Here is a 16382-nt window from a genome sequence, read left to right as displayed (position 1 = left end):
TCAAGCGCATTCTTGGTTAGGGTTGTGTGTTGGCCGCGCTAGCCCGCCAGCGCCCCGGTCAATCGCGCAGCAAGACGTTGATGCTTGTCTTGGATCGGGTCTGGGCGTCGACGCGTTTGACGATGACGGCGCAGTAGAGTGACGGCCCGCCCTTTGGATCGGGCAGGGCGCCGGGCACCACCACGGCGTAGGCCGGAACTTCGCCGCGCATCACCTCGCCGGTGGCGCGGTCCACGATCTTGGTGGAGGCGCCGATATAGACGCCCATGGACAAGACCGCGCCCTCGCGCACGATGACGCCTTCGGCCACCTCGGCGCGCGCGCCGATGAAGCAGTTGTCCTCGATGATCACCGGGCTCGCCTGCAGCGGCTCGAGCACACCGCCAATCCCGGCGCCGCCGGAGATGTGCACGTTCTTGCCGATCTGGGCGCACGAGCCGACCGTGGCCCAGGTGTCGATCATCGCGCCTTCGTCCACATAGGCGCCGATATTGACGAAGGAGGGCATCAGCACCGCGTTGCGGGCGATATGGGCGCCCCGGCGCACGGCGGCGGGGGGCACGGCGCGAAAGCCCGCAGCGGTGAATTCGGCTTCGCCCCAGCCTTCAAACTTGGACGGGACCTTGTCCCACCACGGCCCCTCGCCCGGGCCGCCGGCGATGAGCGTGTTGGAGTTCAGGCGGAAGGACAGGAGCACGGCTTTCTTGAGCCACTCATGCACCGTCCAGCCGCCTTGGCCGTCGGGGGAGGCCACGCGCGCCGCGCCGCTGTCGAGCAGGGCCAGCGCCGTCTCCACCGCCTCGCCAACAGGGCCTTGGCTCTGCGGGGTCAGCTCGGCGCGGCCCTCCCAGGCGGCGTCGATGGCGTCTTTGAGGGCGGCGTGGGTCATGGGATCAGGCCTTGGAGCTGGCGGCGCGCATTTCGCCCAGGAAACCGGTCAGACAGTCTGCGGCGTAGTGGACATGGGGCGGGTGAGCGCCCGGTCCGGCGGTATGGCCGTCGGGGTCGTGCGCGCTGGCGCGGATGAGCACGGTGGTGAAGCCCATATCCGCAGCCGTTTCAAGATTGGCCGGTGAATCTTCAAACATCACCGCGCTGTGCGGCGTGATGTCGAAATGGCGGGTGAAGCGCTCAAAGCTCGCCCGGTGCGGCTTGGGCAAATACTGCGCCGCCTCGATGTCATAGAGATCATCAAACAGGCCATTGAGGCCCAGCCGGTCGATCACCTTCTCGGCGTGCTTGCGCGAGCCATTGGTGAACACCACGCGCTTGCCCTGAAGCGCCGTGATGTGGCCGGCCAGCTCTGGGTTGGGGGTGATCACCGAGTGATCCACATCGTGCACGAAATCGAGGAAATCGCCCATATTGACGTCGTGATTGCTCATTAGGCCGTTGAGCGTCGTGCCATATTCGCGCCAGTAGGTTTTCTGCACCCGGCGCGCGTTCTCGCGGTCGAGGTCCAGCAGGCGCATTACGTACAGCGTCATGCGCTGTTCGACTTGGCTCATCACGGCCGTGTCGGCAGGATAGAGGGTGTTGTCCAGATCAAACACCCACGACTCCATGGCGTGGAAGCGCGCTGCGCCGCTCATTGCTCGATTTCCTCAAAGTCCGGCGCGGTCAGACGCATCGTCACGCCGGCTGTCTCTGCGTCCGGCGCCGGGGCGGCGCGGAAATTGGCGCGCACGAAGCCGTGGCGCTCGCAGCCTTCGGGATTGTCGTTGATGAAACGGCCCGGCGCGATGCAGAAGGAGGCGTTGGCCCCTGTGAGATGACGCTCGCCCTGATCGGTCAGCAGGCGGACATGCAGATGGGCTTCACCGGCCGCCAGCCGGTCGGCCGCCAGGCGCATGCACGCGCCGGGCTCGATGCGCCACCAGCCGCGCACCCGGGTTTCGCCCTCGCGTACACGCGCCAAAGCCGCCGCCATGGGCATTTCAGCGTCGTTGCAGACGCGCAGGCCCGTGCGGGCGTTGCGCTCGACCGCGCGTGAATGCAGCGCCTCGATCAGACCGGCCCGGTCATTGCCGAACTCGCGTCCGGCTTCGGCTTCGAACGCCGCGACCTGACGGCGCGTGCGCCGGCCGGCGAAGCCGTCGATCAGGCGGATATCATAGCCATTGGCCTGCAACAGACGCTGCAGGCCGGCCTCCTCGGCGCGATCACCGAACTCGTCGAGCTCCACGAGGACGGCGCGCGTGCGCTCGGCCTCGTTGAGGCGCCGGAACTGGCGGGTCTGCAGGCCCAGGGATGCGCAATTGGCCACGCCTTCGAAGGCGAAATCGGTTTCGTCGACGCACACATCCAGCGCGCCGCGCCATTCGCGCACGCCGCCGGGATAGGCGCTGGTGGAGCGGGCATAGAGATACTGGTCGGTATCGGCGCCCGGACCAAAACGGGCGCAGGCGCCCGGGGCGATGCGCGTCCAGCCTTCAGCCGCCAGTCCGGTGGGTGTGGGCCAGGCCTTGGCCACGTCCAGCATGAAGCTGGTCTCGTTGCACACCTCGCCGGCCAGCGCCGGTCCGGTCAGGGCGGCGGCGCCGAAGACTGCGGCCAGCAGCCCGCGCACGCTCATGCCGGCGCCGCCAGGGCCAGATCGGCCAGCTCCGCGCGCAGCTCGGGAATGCCGTCCTGCTTGGCGCTGGAGGTGAGGGCGATGCGCGGGTGGGCGGCGGGCCGGCGCTCGATCTGTTTCAGGGTTTCGGCCAGACGCGCCTCAGCCTCGGCGGGCTTGAGCTTGTCCGCCTTGGTGAGCACCAGCTGATAAATCACCGCCGCCTTGTCGAACGCTTTCATCACGCCCTCATCCACAGGCTTGATGCCGTGACGCGCGTCGATGAGCAAGAGCACGCGTTTGAGATTGACCCGGCCGCGCAGATAGTCCTGCGTCAGGGCGGTCCAGCGCTCCACCACATCCTTCGGCGCCTTGGCGAAGCCATAGCCGGGCAGGTCGACAATCCGCAGGCGCGAGGCGAGATCAAAGAAGTTCAGCTCGCGCGTACGGCCGGGCTCGTTGGAGGCGCGCGCCAGCGCCTTGCGCCCGGTCAGCGCATTGATCAGCGAGGACTTGCCCACATTCGAGCGCCCGGCGAACGCCACTTCGGGCGTATGGGGCGGCGGCAGGAATTCCAGCGCGGTGACGCCCAGCATGAAGTCACAATTGCCTGCGAACAGCTTGCGGGCCGCCTCGATACGCTCGGCCTCCTCGAGGCTCTGATCTGGCGCGTCAGGATGGGTCAGCGCTTGGCCCCCGGTTTGCGCCGGGCCGGGCCCGAGCGCTTCTTCTTGGCCGCCGGGTTGGAGCGCGTGCGCGTTCCGGCGGGTTTCGGCGCGGCGGGCCTGGGCGCGTCATCGCCGTCTGCAGGCTCAGCGTCCACCGCTTCGCCGTCAACGGCCGGCGTATTGGCGGGCTTGGTGCTCTTGAGCGCTGTCTGCGTGGCGGCTGCGGCCTTTTCATCGAGCGTCGCCCCGGCCTTGTCAGGCTCGGAGAAGTCCGGCGCAGGCTCGCCCTTCAGCTTGGCGCGCAGGCGGGCGATGCCCTTGTCGAACTCGGTCTCGACGCCCTGGCGGCGCATGATGATGTATTGCTGGATGACGGTCAGCGTGTTGTTCCAGGCCCAGTAGATTACGAGCGCGGCGGCGAAGGGCGCCAGCACGAAGGTGAACACCACCGGCAGGAAGGCGAAGATCTGGCGCTGGATCTTGTCGGGCGGCGGCGGGTTCAGGCTCATCTGCGCCCACATGGTCACGCCCATGATGATCGGCCAGACGCCCACGGCCAGATAGGGGTTGGAGATGAGCGGAATGCCTGACGGGTCGTAAGGCAGAAGGCCGAACAGATTCCAGATCGTCGTGGGATCGGGCGCGGACATGTCCCGGATCCAGCCGAAGAACGCCGCGTGGCGCGCATCCAGCGAGATGAACACGGTCTTGTACACCGCAAAGAAGATCGGGATTTGCGGCAGGATCGGCAGGCAGCCGGCGATGGGATTGATCTTCTCGCGCTTGTACAGCGCCAGCATGGCCTGCTGCTGGGCCTGGGGGTTGTCTTTGTGGCGCTCGCGGATCTCGGTCATCTTCGGCGCTACGGCGCGCATCTTGGCCATGGAGGCGAAGGCGCGGTTGTTCAGCGGGAAGAGCGGGATTTTGATCAGCAGCACGAACAGCATCAGCGCCAGGCCGTAATTGCCGATCACGCCGTAGAGGTAATGGATGATCGCAAAGAAGGGCCGGGTCAGGAACCAGAACATGCCCCAGTCGATGGCCTGGGACAGGCGCGGGATCCCGGCTTCGTCCTCATATTGCGACAACAGCGAGGACGACTTGGCGCCCGCATACATCATGCTGGTGTCGCTCACCGTCTCGCCCGGCCCCACGGCCACGGGCGCGGCGAGGTAATTGGCTTCGAAGACCGGCGCGCCGGGGCGGTCGAGCATGCGGAACTGGCCGCGCATTTCCGGCATGCCCTGGGGCGTGACCGCGGCGAGCCAGTATTTGGACGTGAAGCCCATCCAGCCGCCTGCGCCGGTGCGTTCCAGCAAGCGGTCCTCGGTCATTTTCTTGAAGTCGCGGTCGATCAGCCGGTCGCCGACAATCCCGACAGCGCCTTCGTGAAGGATGAAGAAATTGAGCAGGTCGGGCGGAATGCCTTCCTGGCGCACCGCGCCGAAGCGGCGCAGCGACACCGGGGCCGATCCGTTATTGGTCACAGCGTCAGTGACCGTGAACAGGTAATTGTCGTCCACCGAGATGGTGCGGCGGAACACCAGCGGCCCGGCTTCATGCTCCAGCACGACCGGCGTCTCCGGCGTCAGGCGGCCGCCCTCGACCAGGCGCCACTGCGTGCTGAGATCGGGCAGACCAGCGGGCGCGTCCGATCCGCCCAGCCAGCCGGAGAACATGTAGTGGCCGTTGGCCGATCCTTCGGGGTGGAGCAGCGTGACCGGCACGCCGTTATCAACTTCGGTGTCGTAACGCAGCAGCTGCAGATCATCGAGGCGTGCGCCGGTCAGCGCCAGCGTGCCCGACAGGGCGGGGGTGGCGATCTCGATGCGCTCAAAGCGCGCCAGCGCGTTTTCCCGTGTCAGCCCGGCGGCGGGCCGTTCCACACCGAAATCAACGCCGCTGGCGTCTGGCGCGGCATCGGCGGGCGGGGGCGCCTGCTCGGCCATCTGGGCGGCCTCGCGCGCGGCGCGCTGCTCCCGGGCCTGCGGCTGCATGACGAGCAGGTCGTAGAGCAGCAGGATGCCCATGACGCAGACGAAAAACAGAATCAGATTGCGCGTGTTCTTCGGGTCACCCATGGGTGCGGACATCCTTCACCAGGCCAATATGACGCCTCAGGCCGGATCGAAACTCCGGCCGGCCCGCACGCGCGGGGCGAGGCTTATCAACGCGCTTTCCACATCGTCAAGCAAAGCCGTCCATGCCCGGGCAGGCGTTTCGGCGCGCGCGATGAACACATAGTCGGTTCCCGGCGCGCCGTGGAGGGGCAGAAGCAGCCGGGCCGCCTCACGCAGCCGGCGCTTGGCGCGGTTCCGAACAACAGCCCCGCCGATCTTTTTCGTAGCGGTGAATCCGGCGCGCGCCGGCCCCTCCGGATCGTCCGGCCGGCTCAGCGCCTGAACCACCACGCCGGGGCGCGCTGCGCGCAATCCGTCGCGCGCGCGCAAAAAATCGCGCCGCACGGTGATCCGCGCGGCGCGATCGGGATAGGCTGCAACTGGTTTCAGCGCGCTCAGGCGGACAGCCGCTTGCGCCCCTTGGTGCGGCGGCGCGCAATGACCAGACGGCCCGATTTGGTGGCCATACGGGCGCGGAAGCCGTGACGGCGCGCGCGCACCAGTTTGGAAGGCTGGAAAGTACGTTTCACGGGATTTGCTCCGTTCAGGGACGCCGCCATCTCGCCAGCGGCTGTCCGAATTCGAGCCGCGGTTGATACGGGCGGGCGCACGTCAAGTCAAGACGCAGGCGTGCATCACGCGACGGTGATGCCCGCGCGCCGGGGCGTGACTCTCTTGTGTCACCGATGGGCTCTATATGCGAGCGTGCTTTCAGGTGTTGCTCAAGGAAATCGTACCGCCATGGCCGAGATCGATCCCGCCGAACCCGCCCAGCCTGGGCGCAAGACGCCGCTCTGGCGCCGGCTCATCCCGCTGGCCGTGCTGGTGGCGGGCCTGGCGGCGTTCCTGCTGGCCGGCGGAGGGCGCTATCTCAACCCGGAGGCGGCGCAGGCGCTGTTGCGTGATCTGGATGTCTGGGTGAGTGACAATCTCCTGTCTGCCATTTTGATCTACGCCGTGTTCTACGCGCTGGCGGTGTCGATCTCGGTGCCCGGCGCGGTGTGGTTCACCATCGGGGCGGGATTTCTGTTCGGTCCCTATGCCGGGACGGCGGTGGCGGTGGTCGGCTCGACCATTGGCGCGACCATCATTTTCCTGGCGGCGCGCTATGCCTTCGCCGACTGGGTGCGCGAGCGCTTCCCGTCCTATGTGGCGCGGCTGCAGAAGGGGTTTTCGCGCGACGCCTTCACCTATGTGTTGATCCTGCGGCTGATTCCGGTGCTGCCGTTCTTCGGGGTCAATCTGGCGACCGCGCTGCTGAATGTGCCGCTGCGCGCCTACATGCTGGGCACGCTGATCGGGGTGATCCCGCTGGCCTATGTCTACGCCACGCTGGGCTCGACCATCGGTCAGGCGGCGGGCGGCGTGCCGAGCCTGCTGGATCTTCTCACCCCGGAACTGATCGCGGCCATGGCGGTGTTCGCCCTCGTGGGCTTCATGCCTTTGATCTACAAGCGCCTGACCGGCCAGAAACCGCCAGCCGCCAACGGGGACGCGTCATGAGCCGCAGACATCTCAAAGCCGACATCGCCATTATCGGCGCCGGCGCGGCCGGTCTGGTGACCGCCGCGGGCGCGGCGTCGCTCGGGCGCAAGGTGGTGTTGTTTGAGGCCGGCGAGATGGGCGGCGACTGTCTGAACTATGGCTGCGTGCCGTCCAAGGCGATTCTCACCGCCGCCCATAAGGCGCATGGCGTGCGCGAGGCCGCCCGCTGGGGCGTCGAGGCCGAATTGAAACGCGTGGACTTCGCCCGGGTGCGCCAGACCATCGCTGACGCCATCGCCACCATCGAGCCTAATGACAGCCAGGAACGCTTTGAGGGGCTGGGCGTGACCGTGGTGCGCGAGCGCGCCCGCTTCGCCGGGCCGCGCACGCTGGAATCCGACACTGTGTCGGTCACCGCCAAGCGCATCGTCATCGCCAGCGGCACGCGCGCGCGCATTCCGGGCATCGAGGGGCTGAAAGACCTGCCCTACCTCACCAATGAAACCACCTGGTCGCTGGAGACACTGCCCGAGCACCTGATCATTCTGGGCGCCGGTCCCATTGGCGCCGAGCTGGGCCAGGCCTTCGTCCGGCTGGGCTCAAAAGTCACTGTGATCGAGGCGGGCGCGCCGCTGGCGCGGTTCGAGCCGGAACACGCTGCGCTGGCGCTGGAAGCGCTGAAGGAAGACGGGGTCAGCCTCCGCATTGGTCAGGCCGCCGTGCGCGCGTCCGGTGGGCCGGGCGCGATCACGCTGACGCTCGCCGACGGACAGACCGTCAGCGGCAGCCATCTCCTGGTGGCCGCCGGGCGCGAACCAGTGCTCGACGGCCTCAATCTGGAGGCGGCGGGTGTCGACACCGACGAGCGCGGGCTGATCGTCGATGATCGGCTGCGCACCTCCAACAAGCGGGTGCTGGCGGCGGGCGATATTGCAGGCAAGGGCGGGCTGACCCATCTGGCCGGCTGGCACGGCTCGGTCATCATCCGTAATCTGTATTTCGGCCTGCCGGCCGGCCAATCCTCCCAGCCCATCCCGCAGGCGGTCTATACCGATCCGCCGCTGGCGGGTGTCGGTCTGACGGAAGCCGAGGCGCGCGCGGAACATGGCGATGCGGTGAAAGTGTCGAGCTGGCCGTTTTCCGAGAACGACCGGGCGATCGCCGAAGGCGATACGCGCGGCGGCGTCAAGCTGGTCATCGGCAAGGGCGCGAAGCTTCTGGGCGCCCATGCGGCGGGCGCGCGCGCCGATGATCTCATCCAGATTGCGGGCGCGGTGATGGCGCGCGGCGGCACGGTGCGCGACCTGACGAGCGCCGTGGCGCCGTATCCGACGCGCGGAGAGGTCTTCAAACGCGCCGCAAGCAAGTATTATGAACCCACGGTGTTCGGACCGCTGGCCAAAATGCTGGCGCGGATCTTGACCGCCTTTCATTGACGCGAGGTGCGGGGGACGAGATTGGACAGTGACGGCCAGCGCCGCGGGACCGGCCCGGCCGCCTGGGTTCAGGCGGGCGGATCGCGCATTGTGCGCGCTATCCGCTCCCTGCCGGGCAAGCTGCTGATCTTCTCGTTCCTGTTTGTGCTGGTCGCCGAGGTGATGATCTTCTTCCCCTCCGCGTCCAATTTCCGCACCGAATGGCTGACCTCACGCGCGGAATCCGCCCATCTGGCCGCGCTGGCCGCTGAGACCGCCGATGCGGGCGGGCTGAACGAAGACCAGGTGCGCGAATTGCTGGCCGGAGCGGACGCCATTGCTGTCGCGCGTGTGTATGGCGGGTTCAACGAGCTGGTGCTGGGCGGCGATGTGGGCGACAGCGAGATGGTGGACGCTGACCTCACCCGTGAAACCCTGATCGAGCGCCATCTGGCGCTGTGGGGCACGGTGTTCGCGTCCGAGGAGCGCTACCTCAGGATCGTCGCCGCGCCGCGCACAAGGCCGGAGGAGCAGATCAGCGTCATCGTGCCCGAGGCCGGGTTGCGCAATGACTTGCTGGCCTTCTCCGCGCGCATCGCCGGATTGTCTCTGTTCATTGCAGGCGTCACCGGCGCACTGCTCTATTTGGTGCTGATGTTCATGTTCGTGCGCCCCATGCGCCGCCTGGCGCTGGCGATCACCGCCTTCCAGCAGGACCCGGGCAATCCGGCGTTGGGCTTTACCCCGTCAGGGCGGCGCGATGAGATTGGCGAGGCCGAAACCGCGCTGGCGGCCATGCAGGACGAGGTGCGCGCCGCCTTCCGCCAGAGGGACCGGCTCGCGGCGCTGGGCGGGGCGGTGGCGCGAATCAATCATGACCTGCGCAACGTGCTGGCCAGCGCGCAGCTGATCTCCGACCGCCTGGCCATGAGCGCGGACGAGCGCGTCGCCAATATGGGCGCGCGCCTGGTGCGCGCCGTCGACCGGGGCGTAAGGCTCTGTGAGGACACGCTGAAATTCGGACGGTCGCAAGAGCGCGCGCCGGTGCTCGGCCCGGTCAATCTCAAACAAGCCCTCGACGAAGCGCTGAGCGACGCCATAGCGGTGTCGGGGGCGGCGGCCTGGGACAATCAGGTGGATGATGCGGTGACGGTTCAGGCCGATCCCGACCATGTGCACCGCATCTTCCTCAATCTCTTCCGCAACGCCATCCAGGCCATGGGAGAGGGCGGGGCGCTGAGCGCGTCGCTGGCGCGGGACGGCGATGGCGCGGTGGTGATCGCCGTGCGCGATTCCGGGCCCGGCGTGCCGGCCCATGTGCGCGAAACATTGTTCGAGCCCTTTGGACGCACTGGCGCCAAGGGCGGATCCGGGCTCGGCCTGTCCATCGCGCGCGAGCTGGCCCGCGCCATGGGCGGGGAGGTCATTCTGGCGCAAACCGGCGGCGCGGGCGCGGTGTTCGAGGTCAGCCTGCGCGCCGCGCAAGAGGCTCCACAACGCCGCGCCGAGCCGTTAAACCGCCCGGCATGAATTATCGCCACGCCTTCCATGCCGGCAATTTCGCGGACGTGCTCAAGCACGCCGTGCTCGCCCTGTGCCTGACGCATCTGACCCGCAAGGACAAGGCGCTGCGCTATATCGACACCCATGCCGGGATCGGGCGCTATGACCTGACCAGCGATGAGGCGAGGCGCAGTCCCGAATGGCAGGGCGGGGTGGCGCGCGTGCTGGACGCGGTCCGGCCGGCGGCGGTGGAGGCGGCGCTGGCGCCCTGGCTCTCCGCTGTGCGCGCGGCCAATCCCGATGGCGCGCTCACCGCCTATCCCGGCTCGCCGGATGTCGCGGCCTCGGTCCTGCGCCCTCATGACCGCATGCATCTGTGCGAGCTGCACGAGGCGGACTGCCGCACGCTGGACAAGCGCTATATCCGCGATGCGCGGGTGAAGGCTGAATGCCGCGACGGCTACAAGGCGCTGTCCGCCCTCCTGCCGCCGCGCGAGCGGCGGGGCCTGGTCATGATCGACCCGCCGTTCGAGCAGCGCGACGAGATGGCAGCCATGGCGCGCGCGGCCCGCGCCGCGCTGGAGCGCTGGCCCACCGGGACTTATATTTTCTGGCGTACGCTCAAGGATTTATGGGCCAGCGAGCGGTTTGATTCAGGGCTCGCCCAATGGCTTCTGTTCGAACAGGATTTCGAGCCTGAGAAAGTTCTGCGCGCCGATCTCTGGGTGCGTGATCTGGAGAGCGAGGGCAAGCTGGCGGGCGCGGGCGTAGTGGTGGTCAATCCGCCCCACACGCTGGAGGGCGATCTGCTGGCGCTCTTGCCCTGGCTCAGCGAGACGCTGGCGCAGGGCGACGGCGCGGGCTGGCGCCTGGATGGCGCGGTGACCGACGAGACGCTGGAGCTGGACGAAGACGCGGGGTGAGGGCGGCGGCGCAATGTGCGAAATTTTCCTAATGGTGGAAAAATCAAGATTTCTTGCGCCATAGAAGTTGTATGTGCGGGCAAGGTGGTTTAGGCCTCGTTGCAGGCTATCGGCCTGTTACATCACATTTGGGGAATCACATGAAAAATATCCAGCTAATCGCCGCCGCGGGCGCGGCGGCCCTCTTCGTGTCTGCTTGCGCCACGCCGCGCGTGGTTGAAGCGCAGCAAGCGGGCGATCGCAACCTCAGCTGCGCGGAAATCATGCAGCAGATCGACGAAGCGCGTCAGTTCGAGGAAGCAGCCCGTGATGACCGCAGCGTCAACACCACGAATGTTGCCGCGGCCGTGTTCTTCTGGCCGGCTCTGGTTGGCACCTACATGAATACCGAAGAAGCGATCGAAGCGGCCCAAGACCGCCGCGAGCACCTGAACCGCCTATACGAAAACAAGGGCTGCTAGTCAGCGCTACTTTCGCCAGTTTGAAGCGGTGCGTTGCCTCTGGCGGCGCACCGCTTCTTTTTTACCCATCACCCAGCGTATCGCCCACCCCGAACAGTTTCCCGCGCTCGGTCCAGGCGACCAGCGCGAGGGAGCCGGCTCCCATCACCACAAACCCCAGCAGGAGCGGCACGACCGTGCCGTCATACAGCCGCCCGATAATGGTCCCCAGCACGGCGCCGGAGATGGATGTGACGGCCCCGTAAAGGGCAGCGACCGTGCCGGCGCGTTCGCCGGCGGGCTCCATGACCAGGGCGGAGAAATTGGCGCCCATCATGGCGAACAGCATGAGCCCGCCGCCCAGCAGCGTGTAGTAGAGCCAGAAAGGCGGCTGGCCGGCCAGGGCGATCAGGAGATGGACCAGATTGATCACGATGAACGCCGCCAGCGCCACGTGTGAAATACGCCGCATGCCCAGCCGGCGCACGATGCGGGCATTGATGATATTGGCGCCCGCCAGCCCCAGCGCCACCGCGCCGAACGCCACCGGGAACCAGGCGCCCAGGCCATAGAGCTCGGCCATCACCTGTTCGGATGTGGCGATGAAGGCGAACAGCGCCCCGAAAATCAAAGCCGCCGCCAGCATGTATCCCAGCGTCACCCGGTGGCGGGCGGCCAGAGCGTAATTGCGCGCCGCCGACGCCCAGCTCAGCGTGATGCGATGCTCGACGCGCAGGGTCTCCGGCAGGCGCAGCGCCATCCAAAGCATCAGCCCGCCGCCCAGCACAAACAGGGCGGCGAAAATCGCCTGCCAGGGCGCCACGAACAGGATGAGCTGGCCCAGGCCCGGCGCCAGAATGGGCGCGATCATGAACACGGTCATGGCGAATGACATGATCTCGGCCATGCGCCGTCCTGCCACCAGATCACGCACCACGGCCACCGCGACGACGCGGGTTGCGGCTGCGGCTACGCCCTGAAGGAAGCGCGCGGCCACCATCAGCCCCATGTCCGGCGCGCCGATGCACAGGGCGGTGGCGGCGAGATAGGCGATCAGCGCGCCCAGCAGCACGCGCCGGCGCCCCAGTGAGTCGGCCAGCGGGCCGAAAGCGAGCTGCGCCGCGCCAAAGCCCAGCATGTAGGCCGTGATGATCAGCTGGCGTTCATTGCCCGGCGCACCCAGCGCCGCGCCCACCTCGCCCATGGCGGGCAGGATGATGTCGATGGACAGGGCGTTCAGCGCCATCAGACCGCCCACCATGGCGATGAGCTCCACCGTCGTCAGCGACGGGCGCTTGGGATCAGGAGAGGTCAGGCGCACTGATTGGCGGCCTCCGGTCGCGCGCCACAAGAAACAGGGGAGGGCGCTGGTGAGGTTGTATGCATTTCGTCAATGACAACAAGTCAAATGGTCTGTCCGCCATGCGGCGCGTCAGTAGTCCGGATCGCCGTCCCAAGGCCAGCCCGGCGGGTAGCCCTCTGGAATCGCACCGGGAAACGCCGCCGGGCGTTTCTCAAGAAAGCTCATCACGCCTTCCACCGCGTCCGGGCTCATGCCCCGGTGCAATATGGCGCGGCTTTCCAGCCGGTGCGCCTCCATGGGGTGGGACGCACCCAGCATGCGCCACAACAGGCGCCGGTTCATCGCCACCGACACCGGCGCTGCGCCGTTCACAAAGCGAAGCGCGCGCTCGCGCGCCAGTTCCATGACGCCGTCTGGCGTATCGGCCAGCGCGCTGACGAGGCCGGTTTCCAGCGCCTCTTCGGCCATAAAGGTACGCCCCGACAGGCCCCAGTCCAGCGCCGTCTCCACCCCCACAATGCGCGGCAGGAACCAGCTGGCGCAGCCATCCCAGGCGATGCCGCGCTTTGTGAACGGGTAGGCGAATTTGGCGCCCTTCAGCCCGATGCGCGCATCCATGGGCAGGATCATGGTCGCGCCAATGCCCACCGACGCGCCGTTGATGGCGGCCACCACCGGCTTCTGGCTGTCAAAGATGCGCAGGTTCAGCATGCCGCCGGAATCACGCCATTTCGGATCGCGGTCGTCCAGGGTGCCGCTGGCATTGGCCTGGGACACGGCGTTGAAGGTTTCAGCCCCCGTCGACAAATCCGCCCCGGCGCAAAACGCCTTGCCCGCGCCGGTCACGATGACGGCGCGGACGGCTGCATCTGCGTCGGTTTCGTCAAACGCGGCGCGCAATTCCTCGCCCATCACCAGCGTGAAAGCGTTCATCGCCTCTGGCCGGTTCAGCGTGATGACCGCCAGCGGCCCGTCGCGGTTCAAGGTGATGGTCGTACGGCCCATGCAACCCCCCCTAAGGTGTCATGTCGTGGTCTGGTTGGGACGCCAACCTAGAGCGCGAACGCGCCCGCGCAAACCCGTCCGGCGCCGCAGCAGGGGCGGGGATAGTGGTATTCAGCCGGGCGGGACAGGGCGGGGGACAGGCGCGCCGGGGCGGGGGCGCGAAAAAGGGGGATAGACGGCCGGCCTGCGGGGTCAGGAGGCGCGCCTTGACCGCAGTGTCACTGGATCGCCTTGGACTGGCCGCCATCCACCACCAGCGAGGCGCCGGTGACCCAGCGCGCGCGGCGCGAGGCGAGCCAGACGGCGGCGTCGGCCACTTCCTCGGGCGTGCCCAGCCGGCCGAACGGAATGCCCGCCTTGACCATGTTGTAGAGCGCGGGCTGGTGCTGGCGGATCATCTCCCATCCGCCGCCGGGAAACTCGATGGAGCCGGGCAGGAGCGCGTTGACCCGGATGCCGTTGGGCCCCTCGATGCCGGCCAGTTTCTTGGCGTAGGCGTTGAGCGCCGCCTTGGCCGAGGTGTAGGCGTAATCGTCCATCGGGGCCGCCTCGATGCCCGAAATGGACGAGGTGAAGATGATCACGCCTTCGCCCTGTTGGCGCATGCCGGGCAGGAAGGCGTCCACCAGGCGCACGGCGCCCATCAGGTCCACTGACAGGCTGGCGTCCCAGCTGGAGCGCTCGGGCGTGACGGCGAGCGCGGAGGCGTTGCTGATCACGATATCCACCCGGCCAAAGCGCGCCAGCGCCGCCTTGGCGAGCGCCGCCACCGATGCATCGTCCGCCACGTCGCAGCTATGGGCGAGCGTTTCAGCGCCGCTGTCTTCAATCTGGCGCGCCGCCGCGTTCAGGGCGTCAGCCCCGCGTGCGGCCAGAACGAGCTTCGCGCCTTCCTCGGCCAGTCCTTTGGCGATCGCCAGCCCGATGCCCCGGCTGGCCCCGGTGACCAGCGCCACCTTGCCTGTCAAACCCAGATCCATGATGTCCCCCTTTGCCAAACCCGGGCGTGATGTTCGCGTGCGCATGCCAGAGAGTCCAGCCGGGGCGGGGCGCCGCCCAAGCCCGGGCGGGTCTGGCTAGCCTTCTGGGAACAGCGCCGCGAAGAAGGCGTTCTGGTCGCCGGTTCCGCCGAATTTCACGATCACCAGCCCTTCGGACGGAATGAGGTGCATTTGCATGTTGAACGCGCCCCAGGCCACCACCAGGTCCGGCGGCGCCGCGGGGAGGGCGCGGCCTGTGGATGGCATGTGAACCAGCACTTCGTTTGGCAGCACGTCGCGCGTGGCGTTGAAGCTGTCCTCCACATCACGGTTCAGCCAGAAGCCCAGGCCGTAGCCCAGATAGGCGGGCGTGGCGTAGTGCAGGCAGCGCCGGACCGACGCGCGCGTCATGAGACGCTGGCCGCCGAATACGCCGTCATCCAGCATGAGCTGGCCAAAGCGCGCCCATTCGCGCGCCGTCATGCGGGCCCCGGCGGAGAAATTCGGATTGCCGTTCCGGTCGCGGTTCCAGTCCGGCGCAGCGCCGATGGGCGCGAGAATGCGCGCGTCGAGATAGTCGGCTGGATCAAGCCCGCCCGTGATCGCGCCGTCAGGGCCGCGCAGGCCCCCGGTGCGCAGTTCGAACAGCGCGGCGAAGGCCTGAAACCCGCTGCGGCCATAGAGGGCGTCGCGGTCGGCGCGGTAGATTGGCGTGGCGTCGAGGGCTTCGCTGTAGCTGTCGATGCCAGACAGATCGCCCATGGGCTGGCCGGGCGGCAGGCCATGGGACAGGGCGATCAGGTCGCGTCCGCGAATGTCCTGCTTCACCCAGCTTTCGGGATCGCTGCCGTCCGGCGCCCAGGCGGCAATGCCGGCGAAGGCGTAATCGTCGGGGTTGAACAGGCCGTCATCGCGCGCGGCGCCGGCCAGCAGACAGGCAAAGCTCTTCGTACCCGAATTGAGCACCTCGCGCCGGTTTGCAGCGCCGAAACCCTGATAGGCCTCGTGCAGCACCTCGCCGTCGCGCATCACCAGCAGGGCCCGGGCGCCCGAGGCGAAGGCCTGCGCCGCTGCGGCGCTGATGTCCAGGGGGCGGGGCGCGGCGTCCGGATCCGGCGCGGCCAGCGCTGCGGAGGTGGCGCCGGCGGGAATTCCGTCCAGTGTCTCGAAGCTCAGAAAGACCCTGGCGATATCGGGCAGAAGCGGCGTGCCCAGGCGCTCATCGCCCTGGGCGAAAACGGTGAAGGTGCGCGCCGCGCCGGGATCGAAATCCAGCTCCAGCGCCGCCGATGCCGGCTGCAGGCAACCCCCGTCTGCCGCCGTTTCGCAGACCGTCAGCTCCACCGGCCATCGATACACGCCGGTCCCGGGCCGCACGATCAGGCGCGAGGGCGCTCCGATATTGAGCGCCGCGACCGCCATGGCGCCCCGGCGCGCCGGGGAATCGGCGCGCAGCACGCCGTCGCCGCTGGCGGTCGCCGCTATGGCGATGACATCGGGGCCGGGCGCGGCGGTGGCGGTCAGGCGCACGGTATTAGCCCCGGCGGTGACCGGAGCGCGGCCCTCGGCGCAGACAAAGGCCAGGCCGATCTCGCGTGCGGCGATCACGCCGGAGGTTTCAAGGGTGACGAGGAAGGTCTGGGCGGCGCCGGCCGGTATGTCCACGGGCGCGCCGGGCGATCCGGTCAGGACATTCGCGGCGCCCGTGGTCTGGAACGTCACTGACACCGGCACGGCGCCCGAATAGCCCGTGTCCAGCTCCACCCGGCAGGCGGTGGCGTCCGTGCTCCCTGAATTGAGCAGCGTGGCGAAGACGGTGGCCGGCTCGCCCGCCTCCACCGCCCGCGTGGTGGGCAGGGTGGCCGCGGCGAGGCGCACTTGCGCCTGTGCGGGCGCGCTGGCAGCCGCCAGCGGCGCGGCGAGGCAGAAGGCGGCGATGGCGCGCCGGATCATCGTCGTCTCCGTCATGGCTGAGTCTGTTACGCG

16 protein-coding genes are annotated in these 16382 nt (G+C 68.0%); 5 read left to right on the top strand and 11 right to left on the bottom strand.

What is annotated here, in order from left to right; genetic code table 11:
- Positions 1-58 precede the first annotated feature (58 nt).
- The 7 genes from dapD to rpmH all read right to left on the bottom strand — a co-directional run bounded on the left by dapD (position 59) and on the right by rpmH (position 5872).
- Positions 59-889: a 2,3,4,5-tetrahydropyridine-2,6-dicarboxylate N-succinyltransferase gene (dapD, locus tag L2D01_09255; protein ID WBQ09081.1), complete on the bottom strand. Its 831-nt coding sequence runs from the start codon at positions 887-889 to the stop codon at positions 59-61.
- Between the two features lie 4 nt (positions 890-893).
- A complete protein-coding gene (locus L2D01_09250; protein WBQ09080.1) occupies positions 894-1592 on the bottom strand; it encodes a pyrimidine 5'-nucleotidase in 699 nt (232 codons plus the stop codon).
- On the bottom strand, positions 1589-2575 hold the full coding sequence (locus L2D01_09245; GenBank protein WBQ09079.1) for a DUF1036 domain-containing protein: 987 nt from the start codon (positions 2573-2575) through the stop codon (positions 1589-1591). Before L2D01_09245 ends, L2D01_09250 begins: the two co-directional genes overlap by 4 nt.
- Positions 2572-3150, bottom strand: coding sequence for a ribosome biogenesis GTP-binding protein YihA/YsxC (yihA, locus tag L2D01_09240; GenBank protein WBQ09078.1), 579 nt, complete (start codon positions 3148-3150; stop codon positions 2572-2574). Before yihA ends, L2D01_09245 begins: the two co-directional genes overlap by 4 nt.
- A gap of 86 nt (positions 3151-3236) precedes the next feature.
- Positions 3237-5303 carry a membrane protein insertase YidC gene (gene yidC / locus L2D01_09235; GenBank protein WBQ09077.1) on the bottom strand — a complete coding sequence of 689 codons (2067 nt, stop codon included), beginning with the start codon at positions 5301-5303 and terminating at the stop codon, positions 3237-3239.
- A gap of 36 nt (positions 5304-5339) precedes the next feature.
- Positions 5340-5687: a ribonuclease P protein component gene (rnpA, locus tag L2D01_09230; protein WBQ09076.1), complete on the bottom strand. Its 348-nt coding sequence runs from the start codon at positions 5685-5687 to the stop codon at positions 5340-5342.
- 50 nt (positions 5688-5737) lie between these two features.
- Complete coding sequence (gene rpmH / locus L2D01_09225) at positions 5738-5872, bottom strand: 50S ribosomal protein L34 (protein ID WBQ09075.1); 135 nt, start codon at positions 5870-5872, stop codon at positions 5738-5740.
- A 211-nt stretch (positions 5873-6083) separates the two neighbouring features.
- Here rpmH and L2D01_09220 point away from each other — a divergent pair, with 211 nt between their 5' ends.
- The 5 genes from L2D01_09220 to L2D01_09200 all read left to right on the top strand — a co-directional run bounded on the left by L2D01_09220 (position 6084) and on the right by L2D01_09200 (position 11129).
- Complete coding sequence (locus L2D01_09220; protein WBQ09074.1) at positions 6084-6845, top strand: TVP38/TMEM64 family protein; 762 nt, start codon at positions 6084-6086, stop codon at positions 6843-6845.
- Positions 6842-8263 (top strand): FAD-dependent oxidoreductase, encoded by a 1422-nt coding sequence (locus L2D01_09215; protein WBQ09073.1) that lies wholly within the window; start codon positions 6842-6844, stop codon positions 8261-8263. The genes L2D01_09220 and L2D01_09215 overlap by 4 nt, the downstream gene beginning before the upstream one ends.
- A gap of 21 nt (positions 8264-8284) precedes the next feature.
- Positions 8285-9772, top strand: coding sequence for a HAMP domain-containing histidine kinase (locus L2D01_09210; GenBank protein WBQ09072.1), 1488 nt, complete (start codon positions 8285-8287; stop codon positions 9770-9772).
- Positions 9769-10668, top strand: a complete 900-nt coding sequence (gene rlmJ / locus L2D01_09205; GenBank protein WBQ09071.1) for a 23S rRNA (adenine(2030)-N(6))-methyltransferase RlmJ — start codon at positions 9769-9771, stop codon at positions 10666-10668. Before L2D01_09210 ends, rlmJ begins: the two co-directional genes overlap by 4 nt.
- A gap of 140 nt (positions 10669-10808) precedes the next feature.
- Positions 10809-11129, top strand: coding sequence for a hypothetical protein (locus L2D01_09200; GenBank protein ID WBQ09070.1), 321 nt, complete (start codon positions 10809-10811; stop codon positions 11127-11129).
- A gap of 61 nt (positions 11130-11190) precedes the next feature.
- Here the strand turns inward: L2D01_09200 and L2D01_09195 are convergent, their stop codons facing one another.
- From L2D01_09195 to L2D01_09180, 4 genes are all read right to left on the bottom strand, one after another.
- Positions 11191-12429, bottom strand: a complete 1239-nt coding sequence (locus L2D01_09195; GenBank protein WBQ09069.1) for a multidrug effflux MFS transporter — start codon at positions 12427-12429, stop codon at positions 11191-11193.
- Between the two features lie 111 nt (positions 12430-12540).
- Positions 12541-13416: an enoyl-CoA hydratase-related protein gene (locus L2D01_09190; GenBank protein ID WBQ09068.1), complete on the bottom strand. Its 876-nt coding sequence runs from the start codon at positions 13414-13416 to the stop codon at positions 12541-12543.
- Between the two features lie 218 nt (positions 13417-13634).
- Positions 13635-14396: an SDR family oxidoreductase gene (locus tag L2D01_09185; protein ID WBQ09067.1), complete on the bottom strand. Its 762-nt coding sequence runs from the start codon at positions 14394-14396 to the stop codon at positions 13635-13637.
- 96 nt (positions 14397-14492) lie between these two features.
- The gene (locus L2D01_09180) at positions 14493-16364 is read right to left on the bottom strand and encodes a beta-lactamase family protein (GenBank protein WBQ09066.1); all 1872 of its coding nucleotides are present in this window, start codon (positions 16362-16364) and stop codon (positions 14493-14495) included.
- Positions 16365-16382: the final 18 nt, after the last annotated feature.

Source organism: Hyphomonadaceae bacterium ML37 (assembly GCA_027627685.1).
In the GTDB taxonomy this organism is placed as follows: Bacteria; Pseudomonadota; Alphaproteobacteria; order Caulobacterales; family Maricaulaceae; genus Oceanicaulis.
The sequence above is the reverse complement of the archived record's forward strand: the minus strand, read 5'-3'. Positions and strand labels throughout refer to the sequence as shown.

Coding starts and splice junctions, on each gene's coding strand:
- dapD (WBQ09081.1), bottom strand. CDS start 889: ATGACCCACGCCGCCCTCAAAGACGCCATCGACGCCGCCTGGGAGGGC.
- L2D01_09250 (WBQ09080.1), bottom strand. CDS start 1,592: ATGAGCGGCGCAGCGCGCTTCCACGCCATGGAGTCGTGGGTGTTTGAT.
- L2D01_09245 (WBQ09079.1), bottom strand. CDS start 2,575: ATGAGCGTGCGCGGGCTGCTGGCCGCAGTCTTCGGCGCCGCCGCCCTG.
- yihA (WBQ09078.1), bottom strand. CDS start 3,150: ATGCTGGGCGTCACCGCGCTGGAATTCCTGCCGCCGCCCCATACGCCC.
- yidC (WBQ09077.1), bottom strand. CDS start 5,303: ATGGGTGACCCGAAGAACACGCGCAATCTGATTCTGTTTTTCGTCTGC.
- L2D01_09220 (WBQ09074.1), top strand. CDS start 6,084: ATGGCCGAGATCGATCCCGCCGAACCCGCCCAGCCTGGGCGCAAGACG.
- L2D01_09215 (WBQ09073.1), top strand. CDS start 6,842: ATGAGCCGCAGACATCTCAAAGCCGACATCGCCATTATCGGCGCCGGC.
- rlmJ (WBQ09071.1), top strand. CDS start 9,769: ATGAATTATCGCCACGCCTTCCATGCCGGCAATTTCGCGGACGTGCTC.
- L2D01_09200 (WBQ09070.1), top strand. CDS start 10,809: ATGAAAAATATCCAGCTAATCGCCGCCGCGGGCGCGGCGGCCCTCTTC.
- L2D01_09190 (WBQ09068.1), bottom strand. CDS start 13,416: ATGGGCCGTACGACCATCACCTTGAACCGCGACGGGCCGCTGGCGGTC.
- L2D01_09185 (WBQ09067.1), bottom strand. CDS start 14,396: ATGGATCTGGGTTTGACAGGCAAGGTGGCGCTGGTCACCGGGGCCAGC.
- L2D01_09180 (WBQ09066.1), bottom strand. CDS start 16,364: ATGACGGAGACGACGATGATCCGGCGCGCCATCGCCGCCTTCTGCCTC.